This window comes from Alteromonas sp. KUL49, from assembly GCF_006538345.1.
Taxonomy (GTDB): domain Bacteria; phylum Pseudomonadota; class Gammaproteobacteria; order Enterobacterales; family Alteromonadaceae; genus Alteromonas.
Map to the genome: position 1 here is coordinate 59,068 of NZ_BJKL01000008.1, position 12,627 is coordinate 71,694.

Annotated in this window: 11 protein-coding genes; 5 read left to right on the top strand and 6 right to left on the bottom strand. The window is 44.2% G+C overall.

Going from position 1 to position 12,627, the window contains the following annotated elements; translation table 11 throughout:
• Position 1: 1 nt before the first annotated feature.
• Together EYS00_RS14535 and EYS00_RS14540 are read left to right on the top strand one after the other, a co-directional pair.
• Positions 2–1,432: a PQQ-dependent sugar dehydrogenase gene (locus tag EYS00_RS14535; protein ID WP_165399392.1), complete on the top strand. Its 1,431-nt coding sequence runs from the start codon at positions 2–4 to the stop codon at positions 1,430–1,432.
• 103 nt (positions 1,433–1,535) lie between these two features.
• Positions 1,536–3,155, top strand: a complete 1,620-nt coding sequence (locus tag EYS00_RS14540; RefSeq protein WP_207301714.1) for a serine hydrolase — start codon at positions 1,536–1,538, stop codon at positions 3,153–3,155.
• A 49-nt stretch (positions 3,156–3,204) separates the two neighbouring features.
• Here EYS00_RS14540 and EYS00_RS14545 read toward each other — a convergent pair whose 3' ends face one another.
• The 3 genes from EYS00_RS14545 to EYS00_RS14555 form a co-directional block, all read right to left on the bottom strand.
• Positions 3,205–4,509 (bottom strand): HAMP domain-containing sensor histidine kinase, encoded by a 1,305-nt coding sequence (locus tag EYS00_RS14545; RefSeq protein WP_130637870.1) that lies wholly within the window; start codon positions 4,507–4,509, stop codon positions 3,205–3,207.
• Positions 4,506–5,222, bottom strand: a complete 717-nt coding sequence (locus EYS00_RS14550) for a response regulator transcription factor (RefSeq protein ID WP_130637872.1) — start codon at positions 5,220–5,222, stop codon at positions 4,506–4,508. Before EYS00_RS14550 ends, EYS00_RS14545 begins: the two co-directional genes overlap by 4 nt.
• A gap of 149 nt (positions 5,223–5,371) precedes the next feature.
• Positions 5,372–6,499: a type 1 glutamine amidotransferase domain-containing protein gene (locus EYS00_RS14555; RefSeq protein WP_130637874.1), complete on the bottom strand. Its 1,128-nt coding sequence runs from the start codon at positions 6,497–6,499 to the stop codon at positions 5,372–5,374.
• 93 nt (positions 6,500–6,592) lie between these two features.
• On the opposite strand from EYS00_RS14555, the gene EYS00_RS20565 reads away from it, so the two are divergent.
• The gene (locus tag EYS00_RS20565) at positions 6,593–6,763 is read left to right on the top strand and encodes a hypothetical protein (protein ID WP_165399393.1); all 171 of its coding nucleotides are present in this window, start codon (positions 6,593–6,595) and stop codon (positions 6,761–6,763) included.
• A 63-nt stretch (positions 6,764–6,826) separates the two neighbouring features.
• On the opposite strand, the gene EYS00_RS14560 is transcribed toward EYS00_RS20565, so the two are convergent.
• The 3 genes from EYS00_RS14560 to EYS00_RS14570 form a co-directional block, all read right to left on the bottom strand.
• Complete coding sequence (locus EYS00_RS14560) at positions 6,827–9,304, bottom strand: ABC transporter permease (RefSeq protein ID WP_242618783.1); 2,478 nt, start codon at positions 9,302–9,304, stop codon at positions 6,827–6,829.
• Entirely contained in the window at positions 9,304–9,990 is a 687-nt protein-coding gene (locus tag EYS00_RS14565; RefSeq protein WP_130637878.1) for an ABC transporter ATP-binding protein, read from the bottom strand. The genes EYS00_RS14560 and EYS00_RS14565 overlap by 1 nt, the downstream gene beginning before the upstream one ends.
• A gap of 72 nt (positions 9,991–10,062) precedes the next feature.
• Entirely contained in the window at positions 10,063–11,202 is a 1,140-nt protein-coding gene (locus EYS00_RS14570) for an HD domain-containing phosphohydrolase (protein ID WP_130637880.1), read from the bottom strand.
• A gap of 236 nt (positions 11,203–11,438) precedes the next feature.
• Between EYS00_RS14570 and EYS00_RS14575 the strand changes: the two genes are divergently transcribed.
• Both EYS00_RS14575 and rraB read left to right on the top strand, forming a co-directional pair.
• The gene (locus EYS00_RS14575; RefSeq protein WP_130637882.1) at positions 11,439–12,164 is read left to right on the top strand and encodes a 1-acylglycerol-3-phosphate O-acyltransferase; all 726 of its coding nucleotides are present in this window, start codon (positions 11,439–11,441) and stop codon (positions 12,162–12,164) included.
• 33 nt (positions 12,165–12,197) lie between these two features.
• Positions 12,198–12,593 (top strand): ribonuclease E inhibitor RraB, encoded by a 396-nt coding sequence (rraB, locus tag EYS00_RS14580; RefSeq protein WP_130637884.1) that lies wholly within the window; start codon positions 12,198–12,200, stop codon positions 12,591–12,593.
• The last annotated feature ends 34 nt before the right edge of the window (positions 12,594–12,627 follow it).

Consider the following 12,627-nt stretch of genomic DNA (forward strand, 5'->3'; position numbering starts at 1 on the left):
TATGGAAGTGATAAATAAAATGAACCAACGCCGCTTAACATTTGTTATTTCTTTGATATTCCTGTGCTTTTCGTTTGCCTCAAAGGGCTCACAAAACGCAGAAGATACTTTCGAACAACTGTGCGCATCATGCCACGGTAAAAATCTTTCTGGTGGAATGGCCGGTTCACTACTTGATGATCAATGGATTGTTGATGGCTCGCCAGATGCTTTAACAAAGATCATCGCTGAGGGCCTAATTTCCCGGGGTATGCCAGCGTGGCAAGATGCGCTGTCGGCTGAGCAGATTCGCGCACTGGTTATTTATATTAATGAACAACGATTTAAAGCTAGCCGTAGAGTTGTCCCTGACGAAACGCAGCCATCAAGAGTAACGTCCCTCGGACATACCTTCGATATTACTGAGGTTTATATAGCGCCAAGTATTTTGTGGGCGTTGGAATTTCTACCTGATGGTAGCTTTATCACCACACAAAGAGACGGTGCGCTTTATCACCTATCTGCCGACGGCGAATTAATTGGCGACATACAAGGGCTTCCTGAAGTATGGCAACAAGGGCAAGGTGGATTGCTCGACGTTGCCCTTCACCCAAACTATCACAACAACGGTTGGGTATATTTGGCCTATTCTTACTCAACCGACGGTGAAGTCGGTGGCTTAGCCATTGCACGGGGAAAAATAAATAATCACCGGTGGGAAGATCACCATGTACTCTTCGCATCAGATCCCGCTTCACACTCTAAATCAGGCCGCCATTTTGGCTCTCGTATTGTGTTTAACGACGGCTACCTATTCTTCACTATGGGTGAACGGGGTATTCGCCCAAGTGCACAAGACATGACAATTCCTAACGGAAAAGTCTTGAGGTTACACGACGATGGCCGTGTTCCAACCGACAATCCATTTGTGAATACCCCTGACACGCTAAGTGCAATTTGGTCATTTGGCCACAGAAATCCACAAGGCATGGATGTTGACCCAACCACGGGACTCATTTGGGAAGCAGAGCACGGCCCTAGAGGTGGCGACGAATTAAATGTAGTAACAAAAGCGCGCAACTATGGTTGGCCGATCATCACTTACGGTATGAATTATGATGGCACACCCATGACGCATTTAACTGCAAAGGATGGCATGGAACAGCCAAAACACTATTGGGTTCCGTCAATCGCGCCAGCAGGTATTAGCTTCTACAACGGCGACATGTTTAGCGAATGGAATGGCAAACTATTAGTGGGTGGTATGGCTATTCAAGACTTGCAACTTTTCACCATAGATGGAGACACAATAACAGCAAAGGAAATCGTACTGTCAGACAGAGGCAGAATCCGCGAGGTTAAAGTAGCACCTGATGGAAGCATTTATCTCATTGTTACCATCGATGGCAAAGGGCATGTATTGCGTTTGTCTATCAGTGATAAGACAACTTAAATAGATGCTTACATTTAAAACAATGCGCTGAAAATGGATATTTGTATGATGAACAAAACCAACATTGGAGAGTTTGGGCTCATTTATGTTCAAAGCAGTATTTGTGAAGCTATGGTTGGCAATAGCACTTTGGGGTGCGTTCGTCTGTCAAACCTTTGCCGAAAATAGCACAGAAGATATTTTTCCCGAAGAAGTTTGGTCTCGCTATGAGCAGATGGAACAAGCTGGGTTTATACCCCATCGTTTAAATAGAGTCAGAAAATTTTATGACCGGAAACGTTTTGCTGGGCTTTTGGTAGTAAAAAACGGCGCGGTTGTTGTTGATTGGGGAGAAAATGATCGTCGTTTCCTCGTACATTCAATTCGAAAAAGTATGTTAAGTACGCTTTATGGCATCCACTATTCTAATATTGATCTCACTGCATCATTGGCTGAATTGAATGTTACCGAAGGTGAGCTACTCACCGCTTCAGAACTATCAGCAACTCTGTCCGATATATTGGCATCTCGATCCGGGATCTACTTGCCTGCAGCTGCTGAGGGAGGGCAAATGATTAGTAGCCGACCTGAACGTGGCAGTCACTTGCCTGGCACCCATTGGTGGTATAACAACTGGGACTTTAATGTCGCGGGCAGTATTTTTACTCAGCTAACTAATGAAGAAATCGCAGAAGCATTCAAGCGCCATATTGCCGAGCCCATACAGATGCAAGATTTCAGAGAATTTGATAGTTACTCAGTAAGCGGAGATTCAGAGCATCAGGCTGTGCAATTTCGCATGTCTTCGCGTGACCTAGCGCGATTGGGGTTACTCTATGAGAGAAACGGAAATTGGCAAGGCCATCAACTTATTCCTAGCGAATGGGTATCAAAAAGCACCCAAGCAATGAGTGAAACCAATATGGGCGACAAATATCCGCCTTTTTATGGCTATATGTGGTGGGTTGAGGAAGACGGTAGCTACAGTGCTCGCGGGGCCGGGGGACATATTCTAGCAGTCTACCCTGAACGCGACTTAGTTATCGTTTTACGCGTCAATACCTACTTGGAACATTCAGTTTCAGCTAAAGCTATTAAAAAAATACTTGAGGGTATTATCTCAGCTTCTGAAGGTGAGGTTTCATTATCTCCAGAATTGACTCAGTATGAAGAGAACCAAGCCGCTAAAGATAACCTACCGATTTGGTATCAAGATAAAACATTTGCATTGTCTTTGAGTGATGGTCAGATAGTGACTTTGCAATCTACTGGCAGTGCAATGTTTGTTAATTTGGGCTCTGGTGAACTTGAGTTGAGTTACGAGAAAGAAAACCAGTTCACCATTATCGACCGCAAAGAGCCTTTGGAGATTACACTTGGCGATAATGGAGAAGTGACAGCGCTAAGAACTCCGCGCTTGTTCTATCTATACGCCGCAGATGCGGCTCAAAATGGAGAGCTGAACGAGGCGCTTCAGTGGGTTAAAGAAGTCATTGCTATGCAGCCTGATTCAGCTATGGCATATACCAATATGGCTAAAATCTACATCGCTCAGAATGATATTAAAAACGCAAAAATAATGCTTGATGAAGCATTACATTTCGATCCCAAAAACAAACAAGCCAACGCATTAACGCAGACTCTTTTTGTTAAGCAATGGTTGTTACCAGTAGTTTTTACAATTGGGTTAGCCATTTTCTTATTTGCATTTCTAATAGTTAAAAAGCGTAAAAATAAGAAATAGTGATTTACAGAGGGACTATTAGTGGATTCAGATAGTCCCAATACTCAATTTAATCACGCAATTCACCAGTCATTCTTACTGTAATCTGGGTGCCTGCTTGCTCTTGATTCCCACTCTCAATAGTCAATGCCCAACCTTGATGTTCACACAAGCGCTTTACAATAGATAACCCGAAACCAAAACCTGTGCTTTGCTTACCTTGAACACTAGGCTCAGTGACCTTGTCAGTTATATCTGATTGTATACCCGGGCCGGTATCAGACACGGTTAATTTGCCATGTTCATAGTTGACGCTAACCTCACCCTGCTCTGTGTACTGAAACGCATTGCTCAGAAGGTTGTCTAGCAAGACTTTGAGCATACCTTCTCTTACCTCAATTTGTGAGTTACAGCTATCGCTTATTACAACCTCAATGGGCTTACCTTTGAGTAACCCACCGTTGTCGATAACTGCTCGTTCTACAATGCTCAATAAGTTCACTACCACTTTAGGGCTTTGTGCACTTTCCTCTCTGGCTAAGGTCAACAGTGTATGTACAGTTTTGTCCATGCGCTCGGCGGCATCTTCAATACGTTTTACTATCTCTTCGGACTGCGCTTTTGATATGTCTATGCTCCGGTGCAACTCAGCAGCATTTTTTATTACGGCAAGTGGCGACCGCAATTCATGACTTACGTCTCGGGTGAACGCAGCTTCGCGAGAAAGCGCTTGGTTAATGCGAGAGAATGTATGTTCAAGTGCATGGGATAACACACCAATTTCATTCCTAGGGTATTGATGAGCAAATTTAGACGGTATTTGGTTAGGCGCTACGCCATCAACCTTATCCGCTAATTGTCTTAATGGTTTTGTCATTCTGCGACTTATTAACCATGCGACAAAACACGAAATCGCAGTTAATACTGCGGCAATAATACCAAGAAACTGCATCAAACCAGTGCGTACTGGACGGATCATAAGGTCATTACTGACTTCAGCTAATAAGTAGGTGTCGTTGAATTCTGGGAAGGTGTATAAGTGATAATGCCTGCCACTATCACCATAGAACTCTACTCTTTTCGGTTCAGTGAGTGACACATTGCGCATATCATCTGGAAAAGTCGACTTACTAAAATGCAGACTCATTGAGCCTTGTCTCGGCACTGGCCACTGTCCTGATTTTTGATAGCCCTCCTTTAAAAACTGAGCTTCTTGTTGAATGTTGCGTTCAATAAAACCGTCTTCTAGGTTGTACATCAACATAAACGACACAAAACCATATGCCGCAGAAAGTAATAATGTGAACGCGCAAAATTGAATAACAATACGACGGCTTAAACTGTGAAAGCCTTTGGGTTTGTTCCATCGACTCATGACGTTTTTTCACCTTTATCATCGTGATCGAGCGCGATCGTAAATCCCACTCCAAAGACGGTCTTAATAACGGGATAAGAAAAAGGCTTATCAATTACAGTACGCAACTGATAAATATGCGAACGCATGGCATCAGACTCTGTAGGCTCATCTCCCCATAATTTGCGGCTAAGCTCCGACCGACTCACCACCTGCGGATAGGCTTCTATCAGTATATTGAGAATTTTAAAACCCATAGTACTGAGAGAAAGTACTTGTCCATCACGAACGACGGTTTTTCGTTGCTTGTCGATAACTAACGGGCCAAGGGTTTGAGTCGTTTCTGCCTGCAATCGGTGTCGACGAGACAAAGCAAGGCAGCGTACTTCCAATTCTTGTAGCGAGAATGGTTTAGTTAAGTAGTCATCTGCTCCCACACCAAAACCAGCTACTTTATCTTCGATACTGTCTCTGGCAGTTAACATCAAAATAGGAATATGCCGTTCAGCCTTCTCTCGAAGTTGCTGACATACCTCGATGCCATCCATAGTAGGCAAATTTAAGTCCAGAATGATGAGATCGTAGTAGTTTTCTAACGCGAGGTCACGCCCTTGAATACCCTTGCTAGCAAAATCAAAAACATGGCCTTTGGCTTCCATATATTCAGCAATGTTCGCTGCGATACTTTGCTGATCTTCCACTAACAGCACGTGTAACGAGGCTGAATTATCCATACATCGCCTTTTATTGTTCTGTTGACATGATTAAATCATATTACTTCATTTCAGCACGGCTTCTGACGCTTGCGAAGCTCAACTGTTCGACTGTGAGCAAATAATACATTGATAACTACCACAGAGGGCAATTATCAATGCAAGCTAACTTACAGAGTCAGCGACTGCAACAATGCCCGCGCTGGTTCAAAATCCGGATTGGCTGCAATAGTCTGCTTCAACAACGCCAATGCATTCTCCGAATCCCCCAGCTCATGTTGAGTTTTGGCAATTTGCACATCTAACAAAGGATTGCCAATGGCTTCACGCCCAACCTGCATGAGCGTTAATGCGTGTTGCATAGATTCTGGTGTTTGTGCAGTCTGTAGATAATAGTAACCATACATTCCTACTAGGTCTTGTTGATAGTACTCTGCATCGGAAAGCAAGGTTCGTGCTGCGCTGTCATCTCCAGCCAATACTTCTGCAACAAGTGCAAGTGTTCTGTCATCGCGATATGACGCTGCTGGTTTTGGTGTAATTCCCATCGACTCAACTAGCGCAACCGCTACAGCTACTGTTGATGATGGATTTTGCCCGGTGACTAAACGAGAATCTACCGTTACGTGAGACAGCATCATCGCGCTTGATTCAAATCGACCACCACGCTCAATGAGTTTGTCTTCCAGCATAAAATCAAAATCGCTAAGCCACTTAGAAGCAAACAAGTTTTCTTCAATATTGGTGAAACCATTAACCGCTTTACCAGCCACAAGGTAACTACCGTCGTCAAGTTTTACATCAATCAACGCAGCAGGGCCATGACAAACCGCAGCGACACTTCCTTCGCTCTGATAAACATTGGCAATAATAGATTGAAGAGCAGTGTCTTTAGGTAGGTCGAACATAGCTCCTTTTCCACCCACGATGAAAACACCTTGGTAATTTCTCGCGTCCACATCCGCTGTAGATAGGGTATCATTAAGCATTGCCATAGCTTGCGGGTCATTTAGCACCGCTTGATTAAAATCTCGATTTGGATCGTACTCGTCAGCCACAACCACACCGCCCTCAGGGCTAGCAATATCCACGGCTAAGCCATTTTGTTTGAAAACCACATAAGCTTTCGAAAACTCATCAAACTCAAAGCCCGGAGCTGTTTTACCACCGTCCTCTCCGTAGCCGCTGAGTACCATAAGTATTCGCTGTTGTTCTGACACATTCGCCATGGCCGATAAAGTGAAAAACAATGCCATGTAGCTGGCAACGATCAGTGTATAGCGGGTAAGTTGTTTCATAGGTCATCCTCCTGAATGTTTCATGAAGAATGACCTACAGAGTGTGAAATAGATGTGAAAGACTAGGGGCTGTCGACCTTTGCGGTACACTTTTTGTTCACTCCAAGCGAGTCTCAGACAATAAACGAGGCGCGTAGTTTGGTTATTCCAAAAGAGCAACGAGTGAAGCAGTATGAGGTTCGCTTGGATGAACCTTTCAGGCAGCGATTGTTTGTCATTTATACGGCGTCAACGCTCACTTGTGTAGATGACTACACGGCGTGAGCATTTCCTTGTCTAAATGACAAACACTTCGCTGCAAAAACGTACTGCAAAGGTCGACAGCCCCTAATCTGCCAATAAATGACGCAGTGACTGAGAGAGACTTTTTTTACTCCCATATACACCCAGTGTACCAACAAACGTCATTATCAGTAATAAAGTGCCTAGCAACCAAAGAATGTCTGGCCGATATACTAAAGAGAACTGGGATTGGTAGATAAGAACTCCAGCAATGTAAGTGCTTACTATTGCACCTAATGCTGCAATACCTCCAGTCACAAGCCATTCGATAATATTCAGCTTTAGACACAATTTACGGTCAAAACCAAAGCTTAGAATGATACTGTTTTTCTTTTTCTCATCAGCTTCAAAACCGCGAATTGACGACAGAATCACAATGACCGCCAATACGATAATGAGTATTGAAATACCACTGACTACTTGTGTAACCAAGGCCAAAATGGTGTCAAACCGCTGTGCCATTTCACTTAAAGACACCATGCGAATGGAAGGATGCTGCTGCCATAAATCTCCAAGTCTACCGAATTGCTCCTCTGAGAGTTCAATACTTGCCATAGAATAATGAGGCGCGTCGATATGCGCTATGGCAGAAGCAGGCATTTGTACCCAAAAGGTAATTGATCCGCCACCTGCTCGGTAAACGTGAGACGCAACAATCTCAAACTGCACTGGTTTATCATTGATGTAGAAAACGAGTGTATCTCCCAACGCCAACCCCAAGTCAGTCATCACTTCATCTTCAACAGATACCTGTTGCCAGTGTTGTGTGTCACGCTCCCACCATTGTCCTTCAACCACACGATTATTTGTGGGAACGTCATTACTCCAATGCAAGCGAATTGATTTTTGCAGGGTTTGTAAACTCTCGCTGGGTGAATCATCGTATTGGTCTAGCGACAGTCCGTTAACCTTAACGAGCTGTGCGTACATAAACGATTTATGTTGGCGTACCTCGGCACCTTGTGTTTTTGTCCATGCTCTAATGTCTTGCCATTGAGCCTCACTAGCTTGACTCACTAGCAAGTTTCCGTTGTGCTCTCGGGTATATGAAGTCATTGATGCACCAATGTCTTTGAGCAACATTAATGTGAACAAAAGTAAAAATGTGCACAGTCCAACACCGAGGATCTGGGTACTCTTTACCAGTACTCGCTGACGCATCATATATAAAGCAAATGGGAATATACCCGACAAATTTTGTGTAGCTCGTTCACCCAAATACAACGATAACCAGCTGAGAAAAAGTATCAGTGCAACACAAATCAGCAAGCTGACCAATACCATACCGGTCAGCAATGCATTGTCAGAATATACAAAGGCCACCGCACAAATAACTGAGACGATACATAGCTTTAACAAGCCATTTTTGCTACTGATTTGAAGAGGATGAGTTAAAGCGCGTATTGAGCTTTGTGCAACTGCTACCCAAATTGGTAATTGAAATACACATGCGCCTGCTACTAAACAACACCAGACCTTAACCCACTCCACGCCATGCCATTCCCAAGATAGATCATTGAAGGTAGAGCCTAGCCAATACACCACACCTAAATGGAATAGCATTGATATTACTAATACAATGGGCGTCAGTTTAACTATATGCAACGCCCACTTAACTACAGACACCAAAAGTGCGTTTTGATGAGTTAATCCCAAACTTATACATATGGCGCTAAATACTTGCTCTTTTTTTCTTTGTACTTGCGATAGTTGCTCTATGCCAATGGCTGCCATAAAAAACAGAATAATGGAAGTTAACCCCATGAAGTTTTCTGTGCGTTTCCAGAATAAGGCAAGGGGATGAGCTCCCTGCTTATGAAATACACTAGCGGCGGGTAAATTCGCTTTCTGCCAATCAATAAGCGTTGTTATTTGTTGATTACTTGCTGCAACTAAATAGCGATACGCCATATGTTCGGGGGGTAAACTCAACAGTTTCATAGTGTCGAGATTTATTAAACCGCGCATCTCTACCGTATGACCTTCCATCAGTCGGTCGGGTTCATGAATCAAAACCTTACTTATCTTTAGCGATTCACCAGCCATTGTGACAGTGTCACCAACGACCATATGTAAGCTTGCCAGCGTTCGCCCATCCAGCCAAATTTCACCTATTGAAGGCCCAGATAGGACATGTTCAGTGCTCCCCCCCAAACTAGAAGCTACCACTAACGCGCCTTCAAGCGGGTAGTTTTGTCCAACGGCTTTGAGTTTCACTTGCTGAAAGTGAGAGCCATTGGACAAGGTTGTAGTAGCGCTTTGCGTCGCAACAACGGCTGAACTATGCTGCTCAAGAAATTGAATATGTTCAGCAGAAAGTGACTTTGTATGGCTTACTACAAGGTCAGCCCCTAATAAATTTTCCAGATTCTGCTCAAGATAGTGTTGTACTGACAGACTGCTTTGACTCAGAGTTAGCACAAACACCATGAGTAGACCGAGTACCCAGTGTAAGTAGCGATGATGGGTCTGACGACTTTCTTCCCGTGCCAACTGCCAGGCCAATTGGATAGTATTCTGCATTAAAGACCACTCCTCTTGGTATCGAACTGGCATTGTCCCCGTGACAATACAACCCTGTACTGTGCTCGTGCAGCAAGTGCTTCACTGTGAGTTACCACGACCAATCCTGCTCCCTGGTCTTCGCAGCAACGAAACAACACGTCAGCAATGTCATCAGCGTTATTGCTATCTAAATTACCAGTGGGCTCATCGGCAAAGATAAAAGCGGGCTCAAACACAAGCGCACGTGCAATGGCTACGCGCTGCTGTTCTCCGCCACTCAATTGCGCGGGTTTATGATTTTTCCGATGTGCCAGCCCCACGTTTTCAAGCCAAGCTAAGGCTTTTTCATCCGCGAGTTTTTCGCCCCGAAGTTTAAGTGGTAGCGCCACGTTGTGAAGAGCGGTTAGTTCAGGTAACAAGTGAAACTGTTGGAAGACAAACCCCGTTAAATGACGCATTTTGTTCATTTCATAGGCTTTGTTCTGTTCGAAGAATTGTAAGGTCCCGCTAGTTGGGCTCTCTAGCCCAGCCATCAGCATTAGCAGGCTCGATTTACCAGCGCCAGAAGGGCCAGTAATAGCGTATGAATTCCCTTGCTCAATAGTAAAAGATGCGTCAGTAAACAGCGTCGTCTTTTCATTGTTCAGGCTAAAAGACTGTTCAACACCACACAGCTGTATAAGGCGGCTTAAATTAGAAGACATGGCATTACTCGTTTTATCTACGGTAATGCCAGAATATTGGGGTCCTTGTGAAATAGGTGTGAAATAACTAAGTTACAAATGCCCTTTAGTTAAAAGCGTAGTCATAGCCTGATTAAACAAACGCACCCACTTCATACTGAATTGCCCTTTCGCGGTTTTGTTGATTTCGATAACCGCCTGCTTCTTAGAGTACTGAGTAACGTTGGCATTCGCCCGCGAGTGAGTCATAGCGTCATAAGTATCAGCAATAGCGAGTAGCTTGGCGCCGTCACAGATGTCGTCTTCCTTCAATCCAAGGGGATAACCAGTGCCGTCAGTACGCTCGTGATGTTGCATCACAATTTTGCGCGCCATATCCCACTGGTCAAGATGTTCCAATAGTCGCGAGCTTTTGTACACATGCGAGCGCATCAAATTAAACTCGATATCACTGAGTGAATCTTGCTTGTGCAGTAATTTTATTGGCATAAATGCCATACCAAAATCATGCACATAACAGGCAACCGCCAGTTGGTCTTCTTCTATGGGGTTACCCGCAAGATCGTTGATATACATGGCTAATTTTGCAATACGGTCTCCTCGACCGCCCCAATATAAAGAGCGCTTTTCGATACTTTGCATCATGTCACGGAAGAACAAAATATCGAGCTTCTTCTCGTCACTCACATCTTTAGGAATACCTATAGTAGCGAGTTTGGGTGCTTTGGCAGCGGTATTGGCCTCGTCGTGAGATTCACCACCATCAAAATCAGGGTTTAAGATACGTACCGCATTGACCAGTAGACGTTCATGTTCATCAGAGTTATCAGGCGTGATTTGCGCAATAGCGTCGACGAGATCCGCATTAAAAGCTTCATCAAACTCTGCAGAGCCCTGCCTCATGATGCCTTCGACAAAGGCTTTTACTTTATCCATGGTGAGAAGAACCAAGTCACTCATGGTACTGGTATAAGCAATCTGTCCTTTGCGAAGAAAATCCAACAAGTCTTCAACATGCTGAAGCAGTGGGATCATCGGTGTGAAGTTTACTAGCCCCAAATCACCTTTAATCGTATGAATAGAGCGAAACAGTGCCCGCTGTAGCTCATTGTCTTCAGGCCGTAATTCCAGCTCAATTAACGTTTGCTCACTCGACTCATAAAGCTCGTTAATCTCTTCCATTAAATCGGTAAGAATGTCATCTTCGAGCTCTTCTGGAACAAATGTTTGCATGCTAAATACCTAGCCTGTAATAAAAAACGATGTAGTCATAGTGTAACCACCAATCGGCAACTTTTCCTCATACTAAAGTTAGTATTCTCAAATCACTGTCATAGCCTGCGGTTTTTCGTAACTCCTATGACCACTATTTCTCTAATGAAACTGGATGGGGAATCGGGTACACTCGCCGCACACGTGTACGCTGAAATTTAATCGGCGCACCCATATTTTGTTTTGAGGATACTTTTTTGATTGCGTTAGTTCGCGCGCCTGCGCTGTTGTTAGCCTTTTTAATCATTAACTTTGTGCTACTTATTGTTTGTTTAGCGCGCCCATTTCACCGAGACAATGTACATATCGCAGGAAAGCTCTATGGATTAATGTCTCGAGTAATGGGAATGAAGGTTATTGTTCGCAAAGATCCGAGCGTTGACGTAACAACTCCCTACGTATTTATTGCCAATCACCAAAATAGTTACGACATCATGACTATTTGCAAAGCAGCATTGCCGGGAGTAGTAACGATTGGCAAAAAAAGCCTTAAGTGGATCCCTATTTTTGGCCAAATTTACTGGTTGTCAGGCAATATCCTTATTGACCGTAAAAACTCTGGTCGAGCGCGCGATACCCTAGACGTCGCCGCAAAGCGAATTACAGAAAAACGCGCTTCAGTATGGATGTTCCCCGAGGGTACACGTAGCTATGGACGAGGTTTACTTCCTTTCAAACAGGGGGCTTTTCGCTTGGCAAAAGCGACCAATGAACCTGTGGTAATGGTGACGGCAAGCGACTTACATCAAAAAGTAAAATGGAATCGCTGGAACAATGGCGTTGTGATCATTGATATTGCCGCTCCTCAAGCTATGACTGACGATAAATCAATGAAAGAGTGGATGGCACACTTTCATACACAAATGGAAGAAAAGCTTCGGGAACTTGATTCCCAAGTCGCCGAATTAGAAAAAACACGTTAAACTTGCGAAAAATTTCTTAGAGGCCTTGAGTTGATGAAGCAAATTGACGAAAAAGACGAGTGGTACGCGTTCAATCAGGAAACCATTGACGCATTACTAGAAGATGGTAGCCAAGCAGACGCCGACTACACCATCGAACATCACTTTGCATCAACTGACTTTGACGCGCTAGAAAAAGCCGCTGTTGATGCGTTCAAAGCAGGTTTCGAAGTCACAGATGCAGAAGAACTCGAACTCGATGACGGTGGTGAAGTTTTCTGTTTCGACGCCATCGCAGAACGTAAGCTCTCTCGCGACCCCCTCGACAAAGACGTAGACACACTGTTAGTCATTGCTGACAAACATAACGTTTTTTACGAGGGTTGGGGAACGTACTTCATGCCACGCGGTGAAGACATCGATGATGAAGGCGAGTTCCTAGAAGATTAATCCCCCGCTTATCTGAAGCGAGATTAAGTCTCGC